The sequence below is a fragment of the Stenotrophomonas panacihumi genome, from assembly GCF_001431645.1.
Lineage (GTDB): Bacteria > Pseudomonadota > Gammaproteobacteria > Xanthomonadales > Xanthomonadaceae > Stenotrophomonas_A > Stenotrophomonas_A panacihumi.
Genome location: NZ_LLXU01000050.1, coordinates 81402 through 107088, shown reverse-complemented (window position 1 = coordinate 107088; position 25687 = coordinate 81402). Strand labels below are relative to the sequence as shown.

Below are 25687 nucleotides of genomic sequence, written 5' to 3'. Positions count from 1 at the left end.
GCGCGCGGGGCACTGCATAATCGCCGCACCCCTTCCGCAACGAACTTCCCATGGCCCGTCTCCTCGGCATTTCCGGCAGCCTGCGCGCTGGCTCGTTCAACACCGCCCTGCTGCGTGCCGCGGTAGATGTCGCCGGTGACGGCATCGAACTGGAAGGCGTGACCCTGCACGGCATTCCGCTGTACGACGGCGACGTCGAACAGCGCGAGGGCGTGCCCGAGGCGGTGGCCGTGTTGAAGGAAAAGATCGTCGCCGCCGACGGCGTGCTGCTGGTCACCCCGGAGTACAACAACGGCGTGCCTGGCGTGTTCAAGAACGCGATCGACTGGCTGTCGCGCCCGTCCAGCGACATCGCCCGCGTCTTCGGCGACCGTCCCTTCGCGGTGATCGGCGCCTCGCCGGGCGGCTTCGGCACGCAGCTCTCGCAGGCGGCATGGTTGCCGATCCTGCGCACGCTCGGCACGCGCCAGTGGGCCGGTGGCCGTTTGATGGTCTCGCATGCCGCACAGCTCATCGACGCACAGGGGCAACTTTCCGACCCGGTCACGCGCCAGCGCCTGGCCGATTTCCTGCAGGGCTTCGCGCGCTTTTCCACGCTCGGACGCTGATCCGCCGCGCGTCATCCGCGTTCGCGTGCGCGCCATGCGCACGCTTCTAAGAAATTTCGGATTGCTTCGCCATCGCGCGATCTGCAACGCGCCCGCGTGCGCTTTTGCCTCGAAATAAACAAGGATCGCGCGCTGAACAACGCACGCGGTTAACGCTGCACTCATGCAGAAATTCAGTGGCGATTGAGGCGAATAACAGAGAATTTACATGTCGGCAGCGAACGGCATCCGCCTCAGCGCCGACCACCAACAATAAAGAACAGGTAATACCCAATGAAGACTTCGTTGCTTGCCCTGGGCCTGCTGGCCGCCCTCCCGTTCGCCGCTTCCGCCGCCGACAACATCTCCTACAACTATGTGGAAGGCGACTACATCAAGACCAACGTCGACGGCCCGGACGCCGATGGCTGGGGCATCAAGGGTTCCTACGCGTTCCACCCGAACTTCCACGTCTTCGCCGGTTATGCCAAGCAGAAGTTCGATGGCGCGGGCGACCTGGACGTGAACCAGTGGAACGTGGGCCTGGGCTACAACTACGCGATCAGCAACAGCACCGACCTGCTGGCGCGCGTGTCCTACCAGAACTGGGATCCGGAACATTACGGGAAGGATTTCAACGGCTGGGCCACTGAAGTGGGCGTCAACAACTCCTTCGGCCCGCGTTTCTCGGCCTACCTGCTGGCCGGTTACGAAGACTACGCCAAGCGCGACAACATCAACCCGGAAGGCGAGTTCTACGGCCGCCTGGGTGGCCAGTTCAACTTCAACAAGAACTGGGCGCTGAGCGGCGACGTCAAGATGTACACCGACAACGGCGACGTCCAGTGGTCGGTCGGCCCGCGCCTGAGCTGGTAAGTACAACGCAAGGCGCGACACGCTCTCTCCCGTGTCGCAACCCGAAGCCCGGCCATGCCGGGCTTCTTTTTTTTGCCCACCCGAACCAGCAGACGCCGCGCTTTTGACTTCCGGTCAGCACACAGGAAGTTATCGGGCGTCCGGGGGCAGGGCCCTTTCGGGACCGTTGGCGACATGGATGTCGCCGACGAGCCCCCATGGATGGGTTCACGGCGTGTCCCGAAAGGGCCCTGCGTCCGGACGCCGCGCGATAGCCCCCGAGCGTGCAAAGCGCACAAAAAACGAAAAAGCCCGGCCGAAGCCAGGCTCATCCATTCCCCAATCGCAAGAACGCGCTTACTGGAACAACGTAGCCGGATACTCCGGCTTCTGCTCCCGCGCCAGCAACCCCCGCAACCCGGCTTCCGGCGTCAGCTCGCCATGCAATACCGCGCGCACCGCGTTGGAGATTGGCAGCTCGATGCCATGTGCCTCGGCCTGCCGCATCACCTCGTCGGCCGTCTGCACGGACTCGACCACCTGCCCGATCTCGCGCACCGCATCGCCCAGGCTCTGCCCACGGCCCAGCGCCAGGCCCAGCCGACGATTGCGCGACAGATCGCCCGTGCACGTCAGCACCAGGTCGCCCAACCCGGCCAGGCCCATCAGCGTCTCGGGGCGCGCCCCGATCACCGCCGCCAGCCGCAGCATCTCGTTGAGGCCGCGCGTGATCAGGCCAGCGCGCGCATTGAGCCCGAGCTGCATGCCATCGGCCACGCCGGTGGCCACGGCCAGCACGTTCTTCATCGCGCCGCCCAGCTCCGCACCGACCATGTCATCGCCGGTATAGGCGCGGAACGTCGGACCGTGCATCGCCTCGGCCACCTGCTGCGCGAACTCGGCGTCGTCGCCATGCACGGTGATCGCCGTCGGCAGGCCCAGGGTCACTTCCTTCGCGAAGGAAGGACCGGTCACCACCGCCAGCGGCACCGCATCGCCGAGGATTTCCCCGGCCACCTCGTGCAGGAAGCGGCCCGAGCCCGGCTCGAAGCCCTTCGTCGCCCACGCCACGCCCGCGCCTTGCGGACGCAGCGGCGCCAGCGTGCGCACCGTCTCGGTGAACGCATGCGAAGGCACCACCACCAGGATCCAGCCCGCGCCCTCCACCGCCGACGCCAGGTCGGTGGTGGCGCGCAGGCCGTCCGGCAGCGCGATGCCCGGCAGGTAGCGCGGGTTCTCGTGCTGGCGGTCGATCGCCTCGATCACCGCCGCGTCGCGGCCCCACAGCACGGTCGGATGACCATGCCGCGACACCAGCGCGGCGAGCGCGGTGCCCCAGGAGCCGGCGCCGAGGACGGCGATTTTCTGCTTTTGATCGCTCATCCGAGGATCAGCCAGTCAACGCTCAGGCGTTGCCGGCCGGCTCCGAATCAGCCAGCGAGGGCTCGCCGCCCTGCGCGCGCTGGCGCAGGCTCTCGGCGTACAGCGCCTCGAAGTTGATCGGCTGCAGGTAGAACGGCGGGAAGCCGCCGGCCTGGATCAGGTCGCTGACCAGACTGCGCACGTACGGGAACAGGATGTTCGGGCACTGGGTGCCGAGCAGCACGTCGATCGCCTGCGGCTCCAGGCCGACCAGGCCGAACACGCCGGCCTGCTGCACTTCGGCCACGTACGCGGTACGGCCGCCGGCGCTGCAGGTCAGGGTGATCGCCAGCACCACCTCGAACGCGTTCTCGTTCAGGCGCTGCACCTTCTGGTTGAGGTTGAGCTGCAGCTCCGGCTGCACGGCCTCGTTGAACACGGCAGGCGCGTTCGGGGACTCGAACGAAACGTCCTTGACGTAGATCTTTTCGATGGTGAACGCGGGGCCGGCAGCGGCGTCGGCCGGCGCCACGGCGCCGTTGTTGGTTTCGTCGGACATTTCTTACTCCAGTAGAGCTGATTTCGTTGATGAATCGGGATTATCACATGCCTGTCGCGGGGGGCGCCGGCACGCGGCGCTCAGGCAGCAATGGGGTCAGGCGCGGCCCTTCACCAGGGGCAATTCGGCCTGCTGCCATGCCGGGATACCACCCTCCAGCACGTAGACCTTCTCGAAGCCGGCCTTCTTGAGCTGCTTGGCCGCGGCGGTCGAGTTGCCGGTGCGGCACACCAGCACGACCGGCTTCTGCTTCGCCTCGGCGACCGACTTGTGTTCCGGGCCGAACTGGGCGACCTGCACGTTGCGGCTGCCGGCGATGTGGCCCTTCTCGAAGTCCGCGCCGGCCGACAGGTCCACCACCACCGCGTTGTCCGCGTTCATCAGGCGGGTCAGTTCGGCGGGCTTGATGCCGGCGAAACCGCGGAACAGGCGGGCGATCTCGGTATAGACGATGGCGATGGTCAGGCCAACGAAAACGATCGACAGGAACGGGTTGCGCCCGGCAAAGGCCAGCAGTTCTTCGAAATTCACGGCTTCAGGGGGTCTGGTGAGCGGGCGGCGATTGTCGCACAGCCCGAAGACGGGGACGGGACGGGGCGGCCGGGGGCCTTATTCGCCCCGCCACAGGTCCGGCAGGCCCGAGGCGAGCCACCACTGCTTGGCTTCCGGGTCCCAGCGCCAGGTCTCGCGGACGCGGACCGTGCGCTCGGCCTGGGTGTTGCGGTTGATCACCCGCAGTTCGACGTCACGGAAGACCTCGTTGTCGGTGGCGCCATTGCCGGCGCGCAGCTCGCGGTAGCCGGAGATCTGCACCTGTTCGTAGCGCGCGCGCTCCAGGTCCGACTGCGGGTGGTCCTTGCGGTACTCGGGGTCCAGCATTTCCTGGGCGGTGTCGAAATCGTTCCAGCGCACCGCGGCCGCATAGGCGGCCTGGACCTCGTCAAGGATGCGCCGCTGCGACCGGCTGGACGCCATCGACGACACCGCCAGCAGCATCAGCACGCTCGCCAGCGCGATCCGGATCCCCTTTCGCATCACACCTGTTCCCCTGGTCACGAGGCGCCATCCTACCCTTTGGCGATGGCCACGAACCGCCCGGCGAACGTCGCGGCGACCTCGCCGCCGGCCAGGCGCACCTGCGCGGCCATGCCGAGCCGGGCCTTGCCACGCTGGCGCAGGGTGGCGAGGAAGGTGTCGCGCTCGGCGGGGTCGGCCGGCGCGGCGTCGGCCCGCAGCGCCTCGTAGACCGGCTTGAGGTAGCGCAGCTGGCTGTCGGCCACGTAGACATCGGCCTGCAGGCCCGCCAGCTGCAGCTGCAGGCTCACCCATCCCCAGCCCGCCAGGGTCATCAGCGAGGCCAGGCTGCCGCCGAAGGCGTTGTCCTTGTCGTTGACGTTGGCCGCCAGCGGCGCTTCCAGGTAAAGCGAACCGGCCTCGTAGCGGGCGACCTGGATACCCATCGCCGCCACGGGCGGCATGGCGGACAGGTGCGCCTGCAGCTGGCGCAGGTCGTCGGGGGAGGGCGCTGGCAACGGCATCGGAACGGCACGCACGGGCGAAGGGCTCGCATAATGCCCGCAATGCCCGCTTCCGCACACGTGCCCACCACGCTGATTTCCCTGCGCCCCGCCGGCGAACACGGCGCGATGCGCCGCGCCGCCGCGCGCCACGGGCTGGCGATGCTGGCCGTCTCGCCGTGGCGGCTGCAGATGCGAGAGGACGCCATCACCCGCGCGGCGCTGGCCCAGGCGCTGGCCGCACCGGTGGTGGTGTTCACCAGCCCGGCGGCGGTGCGCGCGGCACAGGCGCCGGGCCCGCTGACGCCGACGCCCGGCGCTCACTGGCTGGCGGTCGGCGAAGGCAGCGCGCGCGCGCTGCGGCGCGCCGGCGTGGTGGATGTCGTGCAGCCCACGCGCATGGACAGCGAGGGCCTGCTGGCCCTGCCCGCACTGGCCGCCGCCGCGCGCGTGGGCCTGGTGACGGCCCCGGGGGGGCGCGGGGTGATCGCCGTGGAACTGGCGCGTCGGGGCAGCGAGGTCGTGCGCGCCGACGTCTACGAACGTGTGCCCCTGCGCCTGTCACCCGCCACGGTGCGCCGCCTTCGCGCCCTCGCCGGCCCCACCGTGCTGGCGATCAGCAGTGGCGAGGCGCTGGTGCGCGTGCTGGACCAGCTTCCCGCCGACCTGCTCGCCCGCTGGCAGGCGCAGCCGGTCGTCGCCGTCAGCGACCGGCTCGCCGCCCTGGCCGCCGAGCGTGGCTTTGGCCGGATCGTCCGGGCCGAAGGCCCGCGCCCGGCGCAGCTGCTGGCCGCCGCCTCGGCCTGAATCCGCATCGTCGCGCTCTTGCCCGGCGCGCGCGCGCCACGCCATGCTGTGCCGCGCCGCCCAACCCCCGCGCGGCCAGAGCTTTCGAGGAAGTGCCGATGAACGACCCCCTGCCCACGCGCCGCCGACCGCTGCTGTGGCTGTCCCTGCTCGTGCTGGTGGTGCTGGCGCTCGCGGCCGGCTTCGGGTGGCGCGAATGGCAGAGCCGCCTCGCCGCGCAGCAGCAGGACGAAGACGCGCGCGTGCAGCGCTGGACGGCGCTGGAGCAGAACATGGACGCGTTGCGCCGCGACCAGCGCGCGGCGAACCAGCGCCTGCAGGATGCCGCCGCCACCAACCGCATCCTGCGCGATGAAATGCTCGGCCTCAGCCAGCGCGGCGCGCTGCTGGAGGAAACCGTCGAACGCCTCGCCGACACCGAGCGCCATGGCGCGCAGGCGCTGCGCCTGGACGAGGTGGAACTGCTGCTCAACCAGGGCGAGCAACGCCTGGCGATCGCCGGCGACCTCGACGGCGCGCGCCGCGCCTATGCACTCGCGGCCGGCACGCTGCAAGGCATCGACGACCCGGCCTATCTCAACCTGCGCCAGGCGCTGGTGCAGGAACGCAATGCGCTCGATGCACTCGGCCCCGGCCCGCGGCAGCGGCTGGCGCGCGAACTGGACGTCTTCATCTCGCGCCTGCAAGCGTTGCCGCACCATGTGGACAACGAAGGCGATGCCGCATCGCCGTGGTGGCAACGCGCGTTGTCCCCGCTGGTGCGCATCCAGCCTTCGAACGGGACGCTGATCGCCGCGTCCGAACGTCGTTCGGCCGAGGACGCCCTGCAGATCGAGGTGAGCCTGGCGCGCGCGGCGCTGGAACGCGGCGACGCGCAGGGCTTCGCCCAGGCGCTGCGCCGGCTGGATACCTGGCTGGTGCGGCTGTGGCCGGATTCGCCGGCGCTGCGCGCGCAGCGTCGCGCGCTGGCCGACCTGGGCAAGGCGCCGCTGCGTCCGGACATGCCCGAACTGGGTTCCACCCTGCGTCAATTGCAGGCCATGCGTGAAGGGAGGCAAGCCCCATGAAGCCATTGAGAAGTCTGCTCATCCTGCTGGTGGCCGTCGTGCTGGGCGTGGTCGCCGCGCAATGGCTGTCGCAGCAGCAACGCTACGACCTCGGCGAAGTGGTGGTGCGCGCCGGCGGCAACGACTACATCGCGCCGATGCCGCAGGCGATCCTGGCGCTGGTCGTCCTGCTGCTCGCGCTGTGGGTGCTGTGGATCCTGCTGAGCCTGCCGTTCCGCGCGTGGGGCCGCTATCGAAGCAAGCGCGGCCGCGCGCGCCTGATCGAGGGCCTGCGGGCTTATGAACTCGGCCAGTGGAACAAGTCGGGCAAGGCCCTCGTGGCGGCCGCGGAGGACGAAGAAGTCGCGCCGGTGGCCCTGCCGCTGGCCATCCGCGTGGCCGATGCACGGGCCGACGCCAGTGGCGCGCAGGTGCTCGCGCAAGACCTGGCCACGCGCGATCCCATCGCCCATGCGCTGCTGCAGGCCGAACGCCTGCTCGCGCAGGCACGCCCGGTCGATGCCATCAACGCACTGGATATCCCGGCCGCGCAGCCGCTGCCGCCGCGCGGGCTGCTGCTGCGCACCGAGGCGCTGGCGCTGATCGGTCGTGCCGGCGAGGCCTACGGCCAGCTCGGCGCGTTGCGCCAGCAGCAGGTGTTGTCGCCCGATGCGCTTGGCGCGCTGGAACTGCGCCTGGCCGCGCTGTCGCTGGAGCAGGCCGGCGACGCCAACCTGCTCGCCGAACGCTGGGAAGCGCTGCCCAAGGCCTTGCGCGCCGAACCGCCGGTGGTGGGGGCCTACGCGCGACGCGCCGCGGCGCTGCACTGGGACGACGCCGCGCTGCGCAGCCTGGAGCAGGCGCTGGACACGCGCTGGGACGAAGAACTGGCGGTGCTCTACGGCGAACTGCCGCTGGAGAAGTACGACTCGCGCCGTGCCAGCGCGCAGCGCTGGCTGGCCACCCACACGGCCAGCCCGGGCCTGCTGCTGACCCTGGCACGGCTGGCCCGGCACCAGCAGCAATGGTCGCAGGCCGAGGAATTCCTGCATCGCGCGATCGCCCAGGGCGCCGGCGCGCCGGCGTGGGAAGAACTGGGCGAAGGTTTCGCCGCGGCGGGCGAGCCGGTATTGGCGGCGCAGTGTTATCGCAACGCGCTGCATGCGCCGCGCGGCGGGACCGTGGCCGAACTGGCGGGCCATCGCGACCTGCGTGCGCAGATCCACGACCAGGCGGTGGCCGAAGACCGCGACGAACACGGCGTGCCGCGCCTGCGCTGATCGCACGCGCGCTGGCAAGCCTCAACGCGAGCGCCCCCTTAGTCGAGGGGGCGCGCTGAAACCGCGAGGCCGAGCCTGCGCAGCAGGTTCGGACTAGCGCTCGATGATCGCCACCACGCCCATGCCGCCGGCGGTGCAGATCGACACCAGCGCACGGCCACCACCGCGTTCCTTCAGTTCCTTCGCCACCGTCGCCACGATGCGCGCACCGGTGGCCGCGAACGGATGGCCGGTGGCCAGCGACGAACCCAGCGGGTTGATCTTGGCCGGGTCGATGCGGCCCATCGGCGCATCCAGGCCCAGGCGGTTGCGGCAGTAGTCCTCGCTCTCCCAGGCGCGCAGCGTGCACAGCACCTGCGCCGCGAAGGCTTCGTGGATCTCGTAGATGTCGAAGTCCTGCAGCGTCAGGCCATGGCGCTTGAGCATCTCCGGCACGGCGATGGTCGGGGCCATCAGCAGGCCTTCGCCATGCACGAAGTCCACCGCGGCGACCTGCGCGTCGCGCAGGTAGGCCAGCGGTTCGTGGCCATGCGCGCGCGCCCATTCGTCGCTGGCCAGCAGCACGGCGGCGGCGCCGTCGGTGAGCGGCGTGGAGTTGGCGGCGGTCAGCGTGCCGCGGCCGGAAATCCGGTCGAACGCCGGCTTCAACGTGGCCAGCTTCTCCAGCGAGGTATCCGGGCGCAGGATGTTGTCGCGGCTCACGCCGCGGAACGGCGCGATCAGGTCGTCGAAGAAGCCGCGCTCATAGGCGGCGGCCAGCTTCTTGTGCGAGGACACCGCCCACTCGTCCTGCGAGTCGCGCGAGATGTTCCATTCCTTGGCCATGTCCTCGCAGTGGTCGCCCATGCTCTTGCCGGTGCGCGGCTCGGCCACGCCGGGGAACTCGGGCTTCAGTTCGCCCAGGCGGAAGCCGCTGACCATCGCCTTGATCTTGTCGCCGGTGGTCTTGGCACGGTTGGCGGCCAGCAGGCGCGCACGCAGCTTCTTGCCGTAGACGATCGGCACGTCGGAGGTGGTGTCCGAACCGCCGCCGATGCCCGAGTCGATCTGCCCCAGCGCGATCTTGTTGCCGATGTGCACGATGGTGTCGAGCGAGGTGCCGCAGGCGCGCTGCAGCGTGATGCCCGGCGTCAGCGGCGACAGGCCCGAAGACAGCGCCGCTTCGCGCGCGAGGTTCCAGTCGCTGGAGTGCTTGATCACCGCGCCCATCGCCACTTCGCCGAGCTGCTGCCCATGCAGGCCGAAGCGCTCGACCAGCGCGCCCAGCGTACGCACCGACATGCCCAGGTTGCCGACATCCGAATAGGCGGTGTTCTGGCGACAGAACGGAATGCGGACACCACCGAGAATGGCGACGGGACGGGCGACGGACATGGGTTGGCCTGGGCTTGAGGGGTTCGGGGACATGGCCTGCACAAGGCAGGCAGGCATAATGTGCGCAGTGTAGCTGCCGCCCCGTGACGGGCCAACCGCGATCCCATGAGCAATTCCGAACACGGCATGACGGCCATCGGCGTCCTGGCCCTCGAACTGGCGGGCGGCAGCGTGCCGGCCCGGCCGGCGTTGTCTTCCGAGCAGGCCGGTGCGCTGGCCGAGCGGATCGGCCGTGATCTGGCGCAGTGGGTGCCGCGGGTACGCGAGCTGGACCTGAGCCTGGGTGGCGCGCATTTCGATCCGGCCGAGGCGTTGCGCCCGGGCTGGCCGCTGCATCGCCGCCTGGACGAGTTGCGCGCACGCGCGCCGGGTCGCGACGAAGGCCCGCGCCTGCTCGCCTTCGGTACCGATGCACAGGGCGATGTGCCGCTGCCGTTCAAGGCCGATGCGAGCCTGGCGGGCGGCAGCCTGCGCGTGGTGCCGTTCCTGCTCTCCGGCGATCCGCAGGTGGTGGCCGAGGTGGCGGCGGCGCTGGAAGACGTGCTGCTGGCGCAGGGCATGGCGCAGGCCGATACGGCGCTGCTGGCACAGGAAGCCTTCGGCGCGCAGGTGGAACATGCGCGCTACCTCACCGTGCACGATCTGGCGGCGATGATGTCGATGCAGTACGACAACCAGGGGCTGGCCGTGCTGTGGCCACTGCTGGAAACCGCGCTGCTGGCGCCGCAGTCCAGCGAATGGCTGGCCGCTTCGCCCGAGCCGCTGCTGCGTTATGTCGATGGCGAGGCGCGCATGGCGCTGTTCGATCCGGCCGGCTGGTGCGCGTACTACAACCATGACCGCGCGGACTGCGAGAGCCTCAAGCTGGTGTACGAGCAGTACCTGGCACGCCAGCGGCAGATGGCCGCGGTCCTGGAGGCGCATGGGGTGCCGGTGCTCTATGTGCATATCGAGCCGGGACAGGATGCGCGGGCTGCTTTGCAGGCTTGAGGGCTAGAAGCGCGCGGCCGGAAGGTTTGCCGCGCCGCACCCGGTGGGCAAGCCCCATCGGGACACGCCGTGAATCCATCCATGGAGGCTCGTAGGCGACATCCATGTCGCCTACGGTCCCGATGGGGCTTGCCCACCGGGCGCCCGATACATTCCCGGCTGTCACGCCGGGAATTCCTGCAGGAGCGGCTGCAGCCGCGACGCGGCCTGCGCACCGCCCTGCTGGATTACGTGATCAGTTCGCTGGCGTGGTGGTGATCACGCCGCATGCGAGGCGACCACCCGCGTTGCCGGTCGGCTGCGTCTTGTAGTCGTCCGGGTCGGCATGGACGATCACCGCGTGGCCGCTGATGTCGAAGTCATCGCCCTTGCCGATGTTGACGTTGCTCGAGACCGGGCCGTCGATGGTGGCGTTGCCCTGCGCATCGGCGGTGATGTTCGGCATGTCGCCGCCATGGTGCGGGTCGGCGCTGACGTTGCCGTGCTGGCTCTGCGCCGGGTTGAAGTGGCCGCCCGCACTGCTGCCGTCCGGCGCGCTGCAGTCGCCCTTCTCGTGGATGTGGAAGCCGTGTTCGCTATTCGGCTTCAGGCCGCTCAGCTGGCCGCTGACGCGCAGCGCGCCGTCGACGACCTTGAACGTCACGCTGCCCTTCAAGTCGTTGCCCTGGGTCGGCTTGATCTCGGCGGTGGCGCTCGGCGCCGGGGCGCTGGGGGCTTCGGGCGCGGTCGGCGCCACGGGTGCGGCTGCGTCGTGGCCGGCGTGGTCGGCCGGTGCTTCGGTGGTGGCGGGGGCCGCCGGTTCCTCGCGCTTGCAGGCGCCCAGTGCCAACGTGGTGGCAATGAACAACGCGGTGGGGATCATGCGCATGGTGCTTCCTCCTCTCGCCCATCGGGCAATGTGGTGCCGGTCGTCGCCGGCTGGGGTCAACGGCTGGCGCGGATGACGCCGCACGCAAGGCGTGCGCCGGCATTGCCGCTTGGCTGGCTGCGGTAATCGTCGGGATCGGCATGGACGATGAGCGCCCTGCCGAGGATGTCATTGCCCGCGCCGGTACCCAGCGCGACGCCACCGAGCACGAAGTCCAGGTGGACGACGCCTTCGGCATCGGCGACGAGGTTGTCCATGTCGCCGAGATGATGCGGGCCACCGCCGTTGCGCCCATGCGCACTGGCGGTGGGATTGAAGTGCGCGCCGGCGCTGCTGGCGTCCACGGCGCTGCAGTCGCCGCGCTCGTGCACATGGAAGCCGAAGCTGCCGCCTGCGCGCAGGCCGCCGACCGTGCCGGTCAGCCGCACGCCCTGCGGCATCGGCAACAGCACGATGCGCCCGCTCACCAGGCTGCCCGAGGCCGAGGCCAGCGCCGCTCCGGCCTGCCGCACGCTGCTCACCGGTGCCGGCGGCAGCGTCGGCAGCGGCTTGGACGGCGGCGCGCTGCTGCAGGCGGTCAGTGCCAGCAGCGCGAGGACGGACAGGACACGGCAATTCACGGGCACGGGTTTCCTCCGGATATCGGCACGCTAGTGGGGCGGGCGTGCAGGGGCCATGATGGTCGCCCCGCGCAGGTCAGCGTCGCCGGCGTCCCGGCCCCAGTTTACGGGTCACGGTGTTGCGACCCACGCCCAGCCGCGCGGCGGCCTCGGCGCGACGGCCCTGGGTGAACTGCAGCGCGACTTCCAGCAGCGCGCGGTCGAAGCGTTCGCGCGCTTCGGCATGCAGGCCTTCGGCGCCCGCGCCCAGGCGCTGGCGTGCCCATTCGGACAGGTGCGCGTCCCAGTCGGCGCCATCGCCGACGCCCGTACCCGCGGCGCGGCGCGTTCCCCGCGAAAGCGCCGCTTCGACGTCGTCGGCCGAAATCACGTCCGTGACGGTCAGCGCGGCCAGGCGCCAGCACACGTTTTCCAGCTCGCGCACGTTGCCCGGCCAGTCGTGCGTGCGCAGCGCTTCGAGTGCCTTGGTCGACAGGCGCTTGGGCGGCGTGTCGAGCTTGGCGGCCGCCATGGCGAGGAAGTTGTCGGCCAGCTGGGCGAGATCCGCCCGGCGTTCGCGCAGCGGCGGCAGGTGCAGGCGCACGACGTCGAGGCGATGCAGCAGATCGGCGCGGAAGCGTCCCTGCGTGACCAGCGCTTCGAGGTCCTGGTGGGTCGCGGCGACCACGCGCACGTCCACGCGGATCAACTCGCGGCCGCCGACGCGGAAGAACTCGTTCTCCGCCAGCACGCGCAACAGGCGCGTCTGCAGCGGCAGCGGCATGTCGCCGATCTCGTCCAGGAACAGCGTGCCGCCGTTGGCCTGCTCGAAGCGGCCGATATGGCGCTTGGCCGCGCCGGTGAACGCGCCCGCCTCGTGGCCGAACAGCTCGCTCTCCAGCAGTTCGGCGGGAATGGCCGCGGTGTTCAGCGCGACGAACGGCGCGCGCGCACGCGGCGATTCCTGGTGCAGCGCGCGCGCGACCAGTTCCTTGCCGGTGCCGGTCTCGCCGTTGACCAGCACCGACAGCGGCGCCTGCGCCAGGCGGCCGATGGCGCGGAACAGCGCGCGCATCGCCGGGGTGTCGCCGATCAGCTGCGGCGTGCCCGGCACGCTCGCCGGCACGCTCGCGGCGGCGGTGTCGTCCGGCAGCGCGCGCGCGGCCAGCGCCACCGCATCGTCCAGGTCGAACGGCTTGGACAGGAATTCATGCGCGCCGCCGCGGAACGCGCCGGCGGTGCTGGCTACGTCCGTGTAGGCCGACATCACGATGACCGGCAGCTGCGGGTGCGCGGCCTTGAGTTTGTCCAGCAGCACCAGGCCATCCTCGCCGGGCATGCGCACGTCGGTGAACAGCAGGTCCGGGGCCGGGCGCTGGCGCAAGGCCGACAATGCCGCGGCGGCGCTGTCGAAGCCATCGACCTGGTAGCCGGCATCGCGCAGCGCGGTGGAGAGCACGAAACGCACCGAACGATCGTCGTCGACCACCCAGATGTGTTGCGAGGCGGGGTCAGACATGGCCAGGCTCCTTGCCGGTGTCCAATACCGGCTGCGGCAACAACAAGGTGAAAACGGTATGGCCCGGGCGCGAGCGATAGGTCAGCGAGCCGTGGTGTTCGCGCGCCACCTGCTGCGCCAGCGCCAGGCCCAGGCCACTGCCATCGGCGCGGCCGCTGACCAGCGGCAGGAACAGGTGTTCGGCCAGTTCATCCGGCACGCCGCTGCCGTCATCGACGATCTCCAGCCGCAGCGCCATCGCGTGCACGTGGTCGCGGATGCGCTGGCCGTGCTCCACGCGCGTGCGCAGGCTCACGGTGCTGGCGCCAGCCTGGATCGCATTGCGCACCAGGTTCCAGACCGCCTGCGTGAGGCGATCGGCGTCGCCGAGGATTTCCGGGATGCTCGGGTCGTAGTCGCGCTGCAGGCGCACCGACCAACCCGCCTCGTTCTCGGCCAGGCGCAGCACGCGCTCCAGCACGGCGTGGATGTTGAGGTGGTCGTGCGGCCCGGCCGGCGCGGGCGAAAGCAGGCGTTCGAGCAGCGTGTTGAGGCGTTCGATCTCCGCGCCGATCAGCTCGATCAGCTCGCGCTCGTCCTGGTCGCGGTTCACCGCGCGCCGCGCCAGCAGCTGCGCGGCGCCCTTCAGGCCAGCGAGCGGATTGCGCAGCTCGTGCGCCAGCCCCTTCAGCGCGGCACTGAGCGCGCTGGGCAGCGCGTGGGTGGGGTCGGGCGAGGGGAATTCGTCGACCGGATGCGCTTCCAGCAGCCAGCCGCCATCGTCCAGGCGCGACAGCCAGCCTTCGGCGAAATGCGGCGTCTCGCCCGGCAGGCCGATCGCCACGCGATGCAGGCGCAGCACGTCGCGTTCGTCGTTGTCGATGAAGCGCGCCAGGGCGTCACCCTCGATCTCCAGCGCGGCCAGCGGCTGGTCGAGGAAGCGGCGGGCGCTGATGCCCAGCCAGCGGGCAAAGGCGGCATTGACGCCGAGCACGCGGCCCTCGGCACCGGCCCAGGCGACCGGCGTGGCCAGGCTTTCCAGCAGGGGGGCGGAGGCGCTCATCAACATTGCACCAATGTAGTGCAAAGCCGGGCGCGGGCGGCTGAACCGCTTGTCGCACCCGCCGCCGGGCGGAACTCAGGGCTGGCGGCGCAGCCGCAGCAGGGAATACAGGATGCGGGCGTCTTCGGCGTCGAGCTGGTCGCCCAGGTCGTCGCGGCCACGGAAGTGGCGGTGGAAGGCGCGCGCGGCGTCGGCCGGGCTGTCCAGCGGATAGCCCACGGCCTGCAGGCCGAGCCAGGGATCGAAACCGGCGGGCGCGGCGGTGTCGGCCGGGTCGGGCCATTCGCCGTAGCCGGCCGCAGCCAGCTGCTGCCACGGGAACCAGCGGCTGGGATCGACCTTGCGCGACGGCGCCAAATCGGCGTGGCCGATGACCTGGCTGCGCGGGATGCGCAGGCGGGTGCAGAGGTCGTCGAGCAGGCGCAGCAGCGTGGCGACCTGGCCGGGCGGGAAAGGCGAGCGCCCGTCATTGTCCAGCTCGATGCCGATGGACGCCGAGTTGACGTCGGTGATCGTGCCCCAGCGCCCGGCGCCGGCATGCCAGGCGCGGTCCGCTTCGGAGACCAGCTGGTAGAGCGAACCGTCCTTGCCCACCAGGTAGTGCGCGCTGACCTGCCCGCCGCTGTTGCGCGTGCGCAGGGTGTCCAGGCTCTGTTGCACCGAGTCCTGTTCGGTGTGGTGGATCACGATGAGCACCGGCTGGCGGGCGTTGAAGTTCGACGAAGGCACCCAGTGCGCCATCGGGTTGCGCGGCGCATGGGCGCACGCCGCCAGCAGCAGGGCCAGGCACGGAAGCAACAGGATGCGGAGCGCGCGGGTCATGCCCCATTGCAGCGGCAGCGGCCCGGCAATGCAAGCCACGCGGCGCGCGGGAAGAAGACGGCTCGCAGGGGCGGTGGCGCATATCGACCTCGACATCATGCAGTGCGGGATGGCCCTGCCCCCGGGAGCGCATCCGTTCCGAACGCCGCCGGGCCAGCGGCCCGGCGGATATCCCGGCCCGCGCGCGTGGCGCGGGCCGGTATTTCCCATCAGGACTCGTAGGCGGACTCGCCGTGCGCGGTGATGTCCAGGCCTTCGCGCTCGGACTCTTCGCTCACGCGCAGGCCGAACACCATCTTGGCGATCAGGAACGAGACCACCGAGACCGCGCCGACCCAGCCCAGCGTGATCAGCACGCCTTCGGTCTGGATCCACACCTGGCCGAGCATGTCGTAGTCATCGCCCTTCTGGCCGCCCAGCGAGGCAGCACTGAACACGCCGGTGAGGATGGCGCCGATGATGCCGCCCAGGCCATGCACGCCGAACACGTCCAGGCTGTCGTCGGCCTTGAGCAGGCGCTTGAGGCCGGTGACGCCCCACACGCACAGCACGCCGGCGATGAAGCCGATGGCGATGGCACCGAACGGACCGACGGTGCCGCAGGCCGGGGTGATGCCGACCAGGCCGGCGACCATGCCCGACGCCACGCCCAGCGCGGAGGACTTGCCCTTGATGATCTTCTCGGTGAGCGACCAGCCCAGCACCGCGGCGGCGGTGGCCAGCAGCGTGTTGAGGAACGCCAGCGCCGCACCGGCGTTGGCTTCCAGGTTGGAGCCGGCGTTGAAGCCGAACCAGCCCACCCACAGCAGCGAGGCGCCGACGAAGGTCAGGGTGACGTTGTGCGGCTTGATCGCCTCGCGGCCGAAGCCGGTGCGCTTGCCGACGAAGTACGCGCCCACCAGGCCGGCGATACCGGCGTTGATGTGCACCACGGTGCCACCGGCGAAATCCAGCGCGCCCTTCTCGAACAGGAAGCCACCGGTCGCCCAGACCATGTGCGCCATCGGCAGGTAGGCGAAGGTGAACCACAGCACCGAGAACAGCAGCACCGCGGCGAAGCGCGCGCGTTCGGCGAACGCGCCGACGATCAGCGCGCCGGTGATGCCGGCGAAGGTGCACTGGAACGCCACGAACACGAATTCCGGCAGTGCCACGCCCTTGGTGAAGGTGGCGGCCAGCGTGGTGACATCCACGCCCTTGAGCAGTGCCTTGTCGAGGTTGCCGATCCACGGGCCTTCACCCGAGAACGCCAGGCTGTAGCCGTAGATGACCCACAGCACGCTGATCAGCGAGAACACCACCGCGACCTGGATCAGCACCGAGAGCACGTTCTTGGCGCGGACCATGCCGCCGTAGAACAGCGCCAGGCCGGGCACGACCATCAGCAGCACGAGCAGGGTGGAAGTCAGCATCCAGGCCACGTCGCCCTTGTCGACGGTCGGCTCCGGTTCGGCGGCGGCCGGGGCTTCGGCGGCCGGTGCGGCGGTCGCGGCGGCGGCGGCGTCGAGCGGTTCGCTCGTCACCTCCGGCGTCGGGGCCGGCGTGGTTTCGGTGGTGGGCGCCGGCGGCGCCGCGGTGTCCTGCGCATGCGCCGGGAACGCGGTAGCCGCGAAGGCACTGAGCAGCATCATCAGGGAAACAGCATAGAACCGGGTCTTCCACCCGGCTGCGAGCACGTTCTTCATGTGGGCCTCCGGAAGGGTTAGAGCGCGTCCGCGCCGATTTCGCCGGTGCGGATGCGCACCACCTGTTCGACCGGGGTGACGAAGATCTTGCCGTCGCCGATCTTGCCGGTGCCGGCGGCGGACTGGATCGCCTCGACCACGGCGTCCAGGCGTTCGTCGGTCACGACGGTCTCGATCTTGATCTTCGGCAGGAAGTCGACGACGTACTCGGCGCCGCGATACAGCTCGGTGTGGCCCTTCTGGCGACCGAAGCCTTTCACTTCGGTCACGGTGATGCCCGACACGCCTGCCTGCGAGAGTGCTTCGCGCACCTCGTCAAGCTTGAACGGCCGGATGATGGCGGTGATCAGTTTCATGCGCATACCCCGATGGTGGATGGAACCGGCCTGCGCGACGACGGCCGGCAACGACGTTCACCCGGATGCCTCGACGGCATCCCTTCAGCGCGGAGCGGCAGCGGGCCCCCGGCGAACACCATCCGCATGCGGACGACATCCACCATCGTGGGAGAGGGCGAAGGCCCGCGACCGGCATCCGGTCTCTCTTGCCCCTGGAAAAACGGATCTCTCCCGGTATTGCGTGATGCAGCGGTGGAACACCCTGCCACCACGGCTCCCCAGCCGTGGAAGAGGGCGGCGACGACGAAGGTGGGAGGGGGAGCCTTCGTCGTCGCCAGTTGCACGGTGGATCAGATCGCGTAGTACATCTGGTATTCGAGCGGGTGCGTGGCCGCGCGGAACTTGGTCACTTCCTGCATCTTCAGCGCGATGTAGCCGTCGATGAAGTCGTCGCTCATCACGCCGCCGGCCTTCAGGAACTCGCGGTCCTTGTCCAGCGCTTCCAGGGCCTGGTCCAGCGAGGAGCAGACCTGCGGGATCAGCTTCTCTTCTTCCGGCGGCAGGTCGTACAGGTCCTTGTCCGAGGGAGCACCGGGGTCGATCTGGTTCTTGATGCCGTCCAGGCCGGCCATCATCAGCGCGGTGAAGGTCAGGTAGCCCGACTGGATCGGGTCGGGGAAGCGCATTTCGATGCGGCGCGCCTTCGGGTTGGACACCCACGGGATGCGGCACGAAGCGGAACGGTTGCGCGCCGAGTAGGCCAGCATCACCGGCGCCTCGAAGCCCGGCACCAGGCGCTTGTAGCTGTTGGTGCCCGAGTTGGCGAACGCGTTGATCGCCTTGGCGTGCTTGAAGATGCCGCCGATGTACCACAGCGCCATCTGCGACAGGCCGCCGTAGCCGTCGCCGGTGAACAGGTTGGTGCCGCCCTTGGCCAGCGACTGGTGCACGTGCATGCCCGAGCCGTTGTCGCCGACGATCGGCTTCGGCATGAAGGTCGCGGTCTTCCCGTTGCGGAAGGCGACGTTCTTGATGATGTACTTCATGGTCAGCAGCTCGTCGGCCTTCTTGACCAGCGAGCTGAACTTGGTGCCGATCTCGCACTGGCCGGCGGTCGCCACTTCGTGGTGGTGCACTTCGGTCTCGATGCCGACCTGCTCCAGGGTCTTGACCATTTCCGCGCGCAGGTCGTGCAGGGTGTCGGTCGGCGGGACCGGGAAGTAACCGCCCTTCACCGCCGGACGGTAGCCGCTGTTGCCGCCTTCGATCTTGGCGCCGGTGTTCCAGGCCGCTTCTTCCGAATCGATCTTGAAGAAGGTGTTGCCCATTTCATTGGCGAAACGGACCGAGTCGAAGATGAAGAATTCCGGCTCCGGGCCGAAGAACGCCTGCTCGGCGATGCCGGAGGACTTCAGGTAGGCCTCGGCGCGCTTGGCGATGCCGCGCGGGTCGCGGGCGTAGCTCTGCATGGTGGCCGGGTCGAGGATGTCGCAGGTCAGCACGACGGTCGGGTCGGCGTAGAACGGATCCAGGTAGGCGGTGTCGGCGTCCGGCAGCAGGACCATGTCCGACTCGTTGATGCCCTTCCAGCCCGAGATCGAGCTGCCGTCGAACATCTTGCCTTCCTCGAACAGCGAGGCCTCCACGATGCTGGCGGGGAACGTGACATGCTGCTGCACGCCGCGCATGTCGACGAAACGCAGGTCGACGAACTCGACCTTGTTGTCCTTGATCAGCTTTTCAACGTTTTGCAGGGACATCGGATGAAACCTCGAGGGCTTGGTGACGGTGATGGCCAAGTGAAAAGCAATCGGCGTGCCAAGTTTTCGAAGTACGTAAGCGCTTGATTTGCATGACAGGCCGGTGACAGTGGGTGCAAGCGCCCGCACCCGATTGGTGCGTTACGACATCAATGCACCAAATTGGAACGCCCGCGGATGCTCTATGCTGGAGCGCCCCTTCCCCACCCCACTGAACCGATGTCCGACCTGCTTTCCGCCCTGCTGCTGGGCATCCTCGAAGGCCTCACCGAGTTCCTGCCGGTCTCCAGTACCGGCCACCTGCTGATCGCCGAGCACTGGCTCGGCCGCCGATCGGACTTCTTCAACATCGTCATCCAGGCCGGCGCGATCCTCGCCACCACCCTGGTCCTGCGCAAGCGCCTGTGGTTCATGGCCACGCACCTGCACGAGCGCGACAACCGCGACTACGTCGCCAAGCTGGCCGTGGCCTTCCTGGTCACCGCGCTGGTGGGCCTGCCGGTGCGCCTGGCCGGCTGGGAGCTGCCGGAAACCATCGTGCCGGTGGCCTGGGCGCTGGTGATCGGCGGCGTGTGGATGATCGTGGCCGAAAGCTGGGCCTCGCGCCTGCCGCCGCGCGACGAGGTGACCTGGAAGGTCGCCATCGCCGTGGGCCTGGCACAGGTGGTGGCCGGCGTGTTTCCCGGCACCTCGCGCTCGGCCTCGGCGATCTTCATCGCCATGCTGCTGGGCTTGAGCCGGCGCTCGGCGGCCGCCGAATTCGTGTTCCTGGTCGGCATTCCCACCATGTTCGCCGCCAGTGCCTACGCGTTCCTGGAACTGGTGCGCCACGGCGGCATCGGCAACGAGAACTGGCTGGACGTCGGCGTGGCGTTCGCCGCCGCGGTGGTCACCGGTTTCGCGGTGGTGAAGTGGCTGCTGGGCTACATCAAGACGCACCGCTTCACCGCCTTCGCGGTGTATCGCATCGTGCTGGGCGTGGCCCTGCTGCTGTGGCTGCCGGCCGCCTGAGGCGTCGTCATCGCCGCTGAACCTCCTGCCGGGTATTCCATCGCGAACCCCGGCAGGAGTCCGTTCCATGAAGACATACCCGTGGCTGCTGTGCGCCGTGATGCTGACCGCCTGCCAGAAGCAGGCCGAGCCGCCCGTCGAACCCGTCGCGCCGAACACGCCCGCGCCCACCGCACCGGTGGCGACAGCGCCCGCGGCGAGCGCCGCGCCCGCCCCCCAGGGTGATGCCGCCGCCTCGCTGGCCCGCTTCCACTGGCGACTGGCCGAAGCTGCCGACGGCCGCGGCCAGAAGTTGACGGCCCTGTTCGCCGGCGATCCGCCGATCCAGCTCGATTTCGCCGATGGCCGCGTCTCGGTGGACCACCTGTGCAACCGCATGTCCGGCGGCTACACGCTGGCCGGTGACAAGCTTTCCTTCGGCCGCATGGCCTCGACCATGATGGCCTGCACGGACGCGGCGAAGACCGCGCAGGAACGCGCGGCCAGCGAACTGCTGAGCGGCGAGTACGCGTTCGCGCTGGATGCCGCCGCGCCCGCGCTGGTGCTCACGCGTCGCGACGGCACGGTGTTGCGCTTCACCGGCGAGGAAACCGCGCAAAGCCGCTACGGCGAGGCCGAGACGGTGTTCCTGGAAGTGGCGCCGCAGACGAAGCCCTGCCCGCATCCGATGATCAAGGACAAGCAGTGCCTGCAGGTGCGCGAGGTGCGTTACGACGCGCAGGGCCTGCGCCAGGGCGCGCCCGGCGAATGGCAGAACTTCTACGACGACATCGAGGGCTATGCCCACCAGGACGGCGTGCGCAACGTGCTGCGGCTCAAGCGCTACACGCGGCCGAACCCGCCGGCCGATGCGTCCTCGAAAGTGTATGTGCTCGACCTGGTCGTGGAGACCGAGCAGGTCAAGTGACACGGTGCGCGTCGCGGCCAGGCCGCGACGCGCAGGCCGGGGTCAACCGGCCAGCTTCGCGTTGAGCGTGTAGGTGCCCCACACGGTCGCTTCGCCCAGCACGTGCCCGTGCACCGCACGCAGCACATCGCGGGCGGTGAAACGCGGCGGCACGTCGAGCGTGGCCACGTCCAGCGCGAACAGGCGGAAGAAGTAGCGGTGCAGGCGCTGGTCGTTGAACGGCGGGTACGGGCCGTCGTAGCCCAGGTAATCGCCGCCCATCTGCGCATCGCCGGCAAACCACTGCGTGTAGCTGTTCAAGCCCTGGCGCGCGCCGGCGGGGCCGCTCGGCGCGGTCTTGCCCTTGGCGGTGATGCCCTCGCTCGCGCTGCCCGCGGCGATCTCGCGTACGTCCGCGCCGATATCCACCATCGCCCAGTGCACGAACTCGGTGCGCGGCTGGTCCAGCGGAATCTCCACGTCATCGCGGCCGACGAGCTCGGGCACGGTCGGCACGTCCGGGTCGATGCACAGCAGCGCGAACGAACGCGTGCCGGCGGGCACGTCGTCCCAGGCCAGCTGCGGGTTGCGGTTGCCGCCGAAGCCGGTCGGCACGCCCATGGCGAACTCGCCGGGGATCGGCTGCCCGTTCTGGAAGCTGGTGGTGGTCAGGCGCATGCGGGAATCTCCTTCGGGGGGGAAAGGCGTCACTCGGCGGCGTAGCCGAGGCGCACGGCCACCGGCGTGAGCAGCGCGAGTTCGTTGGCGAGCAGGTCGCGGTAGGCGCGCCAGTGGCCGGCGGCCATGCGCGACGCGCCCAGCGACGGCAGCACCGGGAACGGCACGCCGAACGCCTGCTGCAGCAGCTCGGCGATGGCCTGCGGGTTGTCCTCGATGCCATCCAGGCGCAGCAGCCGGTGCGGATACAGGTCCTGCTCGTGCAGCGTGGCCACCTGCGAGAGGCTCTCCACCAGCCAGCGCGCGGCCTCCTCGGCCGAACGCACGGCCAGCGGCATCGGCGCGCCGAAGGCGATCCAGTCCATCAGCATGTCGCGCGGGTCACGCAGCACGATGGCCAGGCGGCCTTCGGGCAGGTACGGGCGCAGGGCGAGCAGCAGGCTGTTGTCCCACCACAGCAGCCAGTCGATGACGTTGCCGTCCTGGATGCCGCGCGCGGGCAGCGTGCTCTTGAAGCTGCCCACGACCTGCGCCGCGCTGACCTTGCCCTTGGGCTTGGACAGCTCGGTGACGGTGCGGTAGCTCTGCAGCGCGTCGTTGGGCGCCGGCTGGCCGAAACGGTCGCGGCGCATGACCGGGCTGGCCGCGGCCATCACCTGCGCCACGCGCTCGACGTGCGAGCCCGGCGCGCCCCACAGGAACAACGGGCGCGCGGACACTTCCGCCGGCACCTCGGCCAGCGCCGGCCACTGCGCCGGCGGGTTGCCCGAATGCGGCGGCAGCGGCAGGCGGTGCTGGGCCTGCTCGCCATGGAATTCCATCCAGGTGGCCAGCGCGGCGGCGTGTTCGCCGGCGCGGTCCTGCACCTGCGCCAGCCACGGGCGCAGCACGGTGCGGTCGCGCTCGGCCAGGCCCTCGATCAGCGACTGCACGCAGGCGATCGCCGCCGGCGGATCACGCTGCAGCAGCGCTTCCACGATGCGCTGCTCGCCGCTGATGCGGCCCGGCTCGATGGCCACGATCTGCCGCGCGACCATCTCGGCTTCGTCCGGATGGCCCCGCAGGTCGTGCACGCGCATCAGCGTTTCCAGCGCCGGCACGAACTCCGGCATCGCCTCGACCCAGCGCTCGGCCACTTCCAGCGATTCCTCGCCGCCCACCGGCGCCAGCGCCAGGCGCGCGACCCACGCGTCGTTGGCGCGCGGCTGCCGCGACAGCGTGGCATCGAGCACGTCGCGCGCTTCGTCATCGGCACCGAGCTGCTGCCACGCCACCAGCAGCGGCTGCAGCACCGCGCGGTCGGCCGTGCCGGTTTCCAGCGCGCGACGCAGGTGCACCACCGCCTCGGCCGGCTGGCCGGCGCGCAGCCGGTATTCGCCGGCGAGGCGGCGCATGACCGGCGTGTCGCCGTCCGGCAGCGCCATCACGCCATCCAGCACTTCGATGGCATCGCCGACGCGGCCCTGGCGGAAAGCCAGCTGCGCCATGAAGGCGCGCAGCTGCGTGCCCGGCGGCTGCATGTCGATGACGCGCGCGAAGGCGCGCTCGGCGAAGGCGTAGTGCTCCTTGCCGAGGTAGGCGAAGCCCAGCGCGAACAGCACCTGCGGGTTGTCGGGCATGTGCTCGGCGGCGCGGCTCAGCAGCGCCAGCGCGCGATCGGCATCACCGCGGCGCAGCGCCACGATGCCGTCGATCGTGAGCACCTGCGGGTGATCGGGCTTCACGCGCGCGGCCAGGCGGCTGATGCGGTCGGCCTCGTCCATGTCGGCGCGGGCGATGGCCAAGTGCGCCTGCATCACGTAGGCCTCGAACTGGTTCGGATCCAGCGCGGTGGTGCGGCTCAGCGCCGCGCCGGCGGCGCCGGTCTCGCGCAGCGCCAGCAGCAGGCCGGCCTGCATCAGGTGCAGGTCGGCATCGTCCGGCGCCAGCGCGATGGCCTGGCGCAGCGTGGACAGCGCCTCATCGGCGTGGCCCTGCTGCTGCAGCGACAACGCCAGCCAGCGCAGCGTGCGCGCGTTCTCGCCTTCGGCGGCCACCCAGTCGCGGGCCAGGGCCACGGCGTCGTCTGCCGCGTTGCGGCGCAGGGCTTGGATGATCTGGTCTTGCATGGGGCGTCCGGCTCGAAGGGCAAACCCCTATTGTAGCGGCCGCCGCCGGCGTGCCCGGCTCAGGGCGCCGGGCCCAGCCGTTCGGCCACCCAGCGCTCGGCGAAACCGTCGCCGCGCGCGTTCTCCAGGAAGCCGCAATGGCCGCCCCAATGGGCGATCTCCAGGTGCGCGTGGGCCGGCAGGTGCCAGTGCTGGAAATCGTCGAACGGGATCACCGGGTCGTCCTCGGCCATCAGGATGTCCGAGGGCAGCTGCAGCGGCGCCAGGCGGTCGCCGGCGATGGAGTAGCTGTCGAAATACGCCTGCAGCGAGCCATGCCGGGTGTGGCGTTCGGCCAGCCAGGCCATCAGGCCACGCATGTCCAGGGCCAGGGTGGCATCGTCGTAGTGGTGCTGTTCGGGAAACAGCGCGCGCTTGCGCAGCAGCGATTCGCGCCACTTGCGGCGGAAATACCAGTCGTAGATCTGCGGGCCGGCGGCGATGCTCTCCATCGTCCGGCCCGGGTCCAGCAGCGGGCACACGGCGGCCACGCGTTCCAGCGGCAGGCCGGCGGCCGGGGCACGCAGGGCCAGGCGCAGGACGTGGTTGCCGCCCAGCGAGTAGCCGGCGGCGAGCAGGCGCGGCGACGGGAAGCGCTGCCACAGGTCGCAGGCGGCGTTGACCACTTCGTCGATGCGGTCGGAATGGAACAGGTCGACGTTGAGGTGGTGGGTGCCGCCGTGGTCGCGGAAGTTCAGCCGGAACACCTGGTAGCCCATGCCCAGCAGGCGCGCGGAGGTCATGCGCATGTAGCTGGAATCGGCGCTGCCTTCCCAGCCGTGCAGCAGCAGCACGGTGGCGCGCGGGGCGAGGTCGCGGGGCACGTCGAGCCAGCCCTGCAGGCGCACGCCGTCGCCGCCGTCGAGGATGTGGGACGTGCTGACCGCGCCGCTGGCGCTCAGCAGCTGCTGGCCGCGTCGTCGCCGCAGCACGCTGGAACCCAGGACGGACTGCACGTGCGGGTTACGCAACCAGCGTGGGGGCTGGTACTGGTCGGCGCTCAACATGGACGGATCCCTTCGGCGTGGGGGTGCCGGAAAGAACGGTTGCGCGGGCGGGGCCGCAGCGCCACGGCGTCTCAGGACTCCATGGCGGCGACGATGCGCGCGCGGGATGTTTCGGCAATGCGCCGGCGGCCTTCCACGTCATGGGCGGCGATCGGCTGCAGGAAATGGACCTCGGCCACCCGCGAAGGTTCGCCGAGCAGGCGCAGGAAATTGGCGAAGAAGCTTTCGCGCGCCCCGAAGGCGACGATGGTCTGCGCGTTGCCGTGCTCGCCATAGCGCAGCGCCACCGGCTGCACCGGCACCTGTGCCTCGACCGCGGCCTGGAAGATGCGTGCATGGAACGGGCCGACCTCATGCCCGCCGCGCGTGCGCCCTTCCGGGAACACGCCCACCGACTTGCCCTCGCGCAGGCGCACCAGCATTTCCTGCAGCACGCCGCCCAGCGACTCGGTGCTGCCGCGCTGGTGGAAGATGGTCTGGCCGCGCGCGGCCAGCCAGCCGACCAGCGGCCAGCCGGCGATCTCGCGCTTGGCCACGAAGCCCATCACCCGCTGGCTGTGCAGGATGGAGATGTCGATCCAGCAGACGTGGTTGGCCACGAACAGGGTCGGGCCGGGCAGCGGCGTGCCGAAGCGGCGCAGGCGGAAACCGAAGATGCGCATCAGGTTGCCCTGCCACCAGCGGATCATCACCTGTTCCAGGGTGTCGTCGGCGCCGAAGCGGATGCGCGCCAGCGGCGGCACCACGATGCAGGCCATGGTGACCGGCAGCCCGAGGACCACGTGCAGGAGCAGCAGCGGCACCCGATACAGGTACCGGAACCAACGCAGCGTGCCGCCGGCGTCGCGCGTAGCGGACAGGGATGACTCGCTCATTTCAGGGACGTTACCGGAAACGCATGGGGAAGGAACGGGGCTATTGTGGCAGCACTGGCCGCCGTGCGCAGTC

The 25687-nt window shown here is 70.0% G+C and carries 26 protein-coding genes; 8 read left to right on the top strand and 18 right to left on the bottom strand.

Annotated features, from left to right (window positions below):
• The first annotated feature begins 50 nt into the window (after positions 1-50).
• The gene (locus tag ARC20_RS02970; RefSeq protein WP_057644068.1) at positions 51-608 is read left to right on the top strand and encodes an NADPH-dependent FMN reductase; all 558 of its coding nucleotides are present in this window, start codon (positions 51-53) and stop codon (positions 606-608) included.
• A 273-nt stretch (positions 609-881) separates the two neighbouring features.
• On the top strand, positions 882-1463 hold the full coding sequence (locus ARC20_RS02965; protein WP_057644065.1) for an OmpO family porin: 582 nt from the start codon (positions 882-884) through the stop codon (positions 1461-1463).
• 336 nt (positions 1464-1799) lie between these two features.
• On the opposite strand, the gene ARC20_RS02960 is transcribed toward ARC20_RS02965, so the two are convergent.
• The 5 genes from ARC20_RS02960 to ARC20_RS02940 form a co-directional block, all read right to left on the bottom strand.
• Complete coding sequence (locus ARC20_RS02960; RefSeq protein WP_057644063.1) at positions 1800-2825, bottom strand: NAD(P)H-dependent glycerol-3-phosphate dehydrogenase; 1026 nt, start codon at positions 2823-2825, stop codon at positions 1800-1802.
• Positions 2826-2847: 22 nt separating this feature from the next.
• A complete protein-coding gene (gene secB, locus ARC20_RS02955) occupies positions 2848-3363 on the bottom strand; it encodes a protein-export chaperone SecB (RefSeq protein WP_057644061.1) in 516 nt (171 codons plus the stop codon).
• Positions 3364-3459: 96 nt separating this feature from the next.
• Positions 3460-3894 (bottom strand): rhodanese-like domain-containing protein, encoded by a 435-nt coding sequence (locus ARC20_RS02950; RefSeq protein WP_057644057.1) that lies wholly within the window; start codon positions 3892-3894, stop codon positions 3460-3462.
• Between the two features lie 78 nt (positions 3895-3972).
• Positions 3973-4398 (bottom strand): hypothetical protein, encoded by a 426-nt coding sequence (locus ARC20_RS02945; RefSeq protein ID WP_057644054.1) that lies wholly within the window; start codon positions 4396-4398, stop codon positions 3973-3975.
• A 32-nt stretch (positions 4399-4430) separates the two neighbouring features.
• Positions 4431-4901, bottom strand: coding sequence for a YiiD C-terminal domain-containing protein (locus tag ARC20_RS02940; protein ID WP_057644051.1), 471 nt, complete (start codon positions 4899-4901; stop codon positions 4431-4433).
• 42 nt (positions 4902-4943) lie between these two features.
• Between ARC20_RS02940 and ARC20_RS02935 the strand changes: the two genes are divergently transcribed.
• From ARC20_RS02935 to ARC20_RS02925, 3 genes are all read left to right on the top strand, one after another.
• Entirely contained in the window at positions 4944-5687 is a 744-nt protein-coding gene (locus tag ARC20_RS02935; protein WP_057644049.1) for a uroporphyrinogen-III synthase, read from the top strand.
• Positions 5688-5785: 98 nt separating this feature from the next.
• Positions 5786-6754 carry a uroporphyrinogen-III C-methyltransferase gene (locus tag ARC20_RS02930; RefSeq protein WP_057644046.1) on the top strand — a complete coding sequence of 323 codons (969 nt, stop codon included), beginning with the start codon at positions 5786-5788 and terminating at the stop codon, positions 6752-6754.
• Positions 6751-8013, top strand: coding sequence for a heme biosynthesis protein HemY (locus tag ARC20_RS02925; RefSeq protein ID WP_057644042.1), 1263 nt, complete (start codon positions 6751-6753; stop codon positions 8011-8013). Before ARC20_RS02930 ends, ARC20_RS02925 begins: the two co-directional genes overlap by 4 nt.
• A 93-nt stretch (positions 8014-8106) precedes the next feature.
• Here ARC20_RS02925 and ARC20_RS02920 read toward each other — a convergent pair whose 3' ends face one another.
• Positions 8107-9387: an acetyl-CoA C-acetyltransferase gene (locus tag ARC20_RS02920; protein WP_057644040.1), complete on the bottom strand. Its 1281-nt coding sequence runs from the start codon at positions 9385-9387 to the stop codon at positions 8107-8109.
• A gap of 105 nt (positions 9388-9492) precedes the next feature.
• Here ARC20_RS02920 and ARC20_RS02915 point away from each other — a divergent pair, with 105 nt between their 5' ends.
• Positions 9493-10377 carry a hypothetical protein gene (locus ARC20_RS02915; protein WP_057644037.1) on the top strand — a complete coding sequence of 295 codons (885 nt, stop codon included), beginning with the start codon at positions 9493-9495 and terminating at the stop codon, positions 10375-10377.
• 235 nt (positions 10378-10612) lie between these two features.
• Here the strand turns inward: ARC20_RS02915 and ARC20_RS02910 are convergent, their stop codons facing one another.
• The 8 genes from ARC20_RS02910 to glnA all read right to left on the bottom strand — a co-directional run bounded on the left by ARC20_RS02910 (position 10613) and on the right by glnA (position 19010).
• Positions 10613-11245, bottom strand: a complete 633-nt coding sequence (locus ARC20_RS02910) for a superoxide dismutase family protein (protein ID WP_057644034.1) — start codon at positions 11243-11245, stop codon at positions 10613-10615.
• 56 nt (positions 11246-11301) lie between these two features.
• Complete coding sequence (locus ARC20_RS02905) at positions 11302-11865, bottom strand: superoxide dismutase family protein (protein ID WP_057644031.1); 564 nt, start codon at positions 11863-11865, stop codon at positions 11302-11304.
• A 76-nt stretch (positions 11866-11941) separates the two neighbouring features.
• Entirely contained in the window at positions 11942-13363 is a 1422-nt protein-coding gene (gene ntrC / locus ARC20_RS02900; RefSeq protein ID WP_057644028.1) for a nitrogen regulation protein NR(I), read from the bottom strand.
• Positions 13356-14411 carry a two-component system sensor histidine kinase NtrB gene (locus tag ARC20_RS02895; protein ID WP_057644025.1) on the bottom strand — a complete coding sequence of 352 codons (1056 nt, stop codon included), beginning with the start codon at positions 14409-14411 and terminating at the stop codon, positions 13356-13358. The genes ntrC and ARC20_RS02895 overlap by 8 nt, the downstream gene beginning before the upstream one ends.
• A 69-nt stretch (positions 14412-14480) precedes the next feature.
• Positions 14481-15227: an N-acetylmuramoyl-L-alanine amidase gene (locus tag ARC20_RS02890; protein ID WP_057644020.1), complete on the bottom strand. Its 747-nt coding sequence runs from the start codon at positions 15225-15227 to the stop codon at positions 14481-14483.
• Between the two features lie 209 nt (positions 15228-15436).
• Complete coding sequence (locus ARC20_RS02885; protein WP_425478452.1) at positions 15437-16861, bottom strand: ammonium transporter; 1425 nt, start codon at positions 16859-16861, stop codon at positions 15437-15439.
• A 68-nt stretch (positions 16862-16929) separates the two neighbouring features.
• Positions 16930-17268: a P-II family nitrogen regulator gene (locus ARC20_RS02880; protein WP_057644140.1), complete on the bottom strand. Its 339-nt coding sequence runs from the start codon at positions 17266-17268 to the stop codon at positions 16930-16932.
• A 332-nt stretch (positions 17269-17600) separates the two neighbouring features.
• Positions 17601-19010, bottom strand: coding sequence for a type I glutamate--ammonia ligase (glnA, locus tag ARC20_RS02875; RefSeq protein WP_057644015.1), 1410 nt, complete (start codon positions 19008-19010; stop codon positions 17601-17603).
• Between the two features lie 219 nt (positions 19011-19229).
• Here glnA and ARC20_RS02870 point away from each other — a divergent pair, with 219 nt between their 5' ends.
• Together ARC20_RS02870 and ARC20_RS02865 are read left to right on the top strand one after the other, a co-directional pair.
• A complete protein-coding gene (locus ARC20_RS02870) occupies positions 19230-20021 on the top strand; it encodes an undecaprenyl-diphosphate phosphatase (RefSeq protein ID WP_057644012.1) in 792 nt (263 codons plus the stop codon).
• 100 nt (positions 20022-20121) lie between these two features.
• A complete protein-coding gene (locus ARC20_RS02865) occupies positions 20122-20928 on the top strand; it encodes an META and DUF4377 domain-containing protein (protein ID WP_057644137.1) in 807 nt (268 codons plus the stop codon).
• Positions 20929-20970: 42 nt separating this feature from the next.
• Here ARC20_RS02865 and ARC20_RS02860 read toward each other — a convergent pair whose 3' ends face one another.
• The 4 genes from ARC20_RS02860 to ARC20_RS02845 form a co-directional block, all read right to left on the bottom strand.
• The gene (locus tag ARC20_RS02860) at positions 20971-21585 is read right to left on the bottom strand and encodes a YbhB/YbcL family Raf kinase inhibitor-like protein (RefSeq protein ID WP_057644009.1); all 615 of its coding nucleotides are present in this window, start codon (positions 21583-21585) and stop codon (positions 20971-20973) included.
• A 29-nt stretch (positions 21586-21614) separates the two neighbouring features.
• The gene (locus ARC20_RS02855; RefSeq protein ID WP_057644005.1) at positions 21615-23693 is read right to left on the bottom strand and encodes a tetratricopeptide repeat protein; all 2079 of its coding nucleotides are present in this window, start codon (positions 23691-23693) and stop codon (positions 21615-21617) included.
• Positions 23694-23752: 59 nt separating this feature from the next.
• Entirely contained in the window at positions 23753-24739 is a 987-nt protein-coding gene (locus ARC20_RS02850; RefSeq protein WP_425478450.1) for a YheT family hydrolase, read from the bottom strand.
• Between the two features lie 71 nt (positions 24740-24810).
• Positions 24811-25614 carry a lysophospholipid acyltransferase family protein gene (locus ARC20_RS02845; protein ID WP_057644002.1) on the bottom strand — a complete coding sequence of 268 codons (804 nt, stop codon included), beginning with the start codon at positions 25612-25614 and terminating at the stop codon, positions 24811-24813.
• Between the last annotated feature and the right edge of the window lie 73 nt (positions 25615-25687).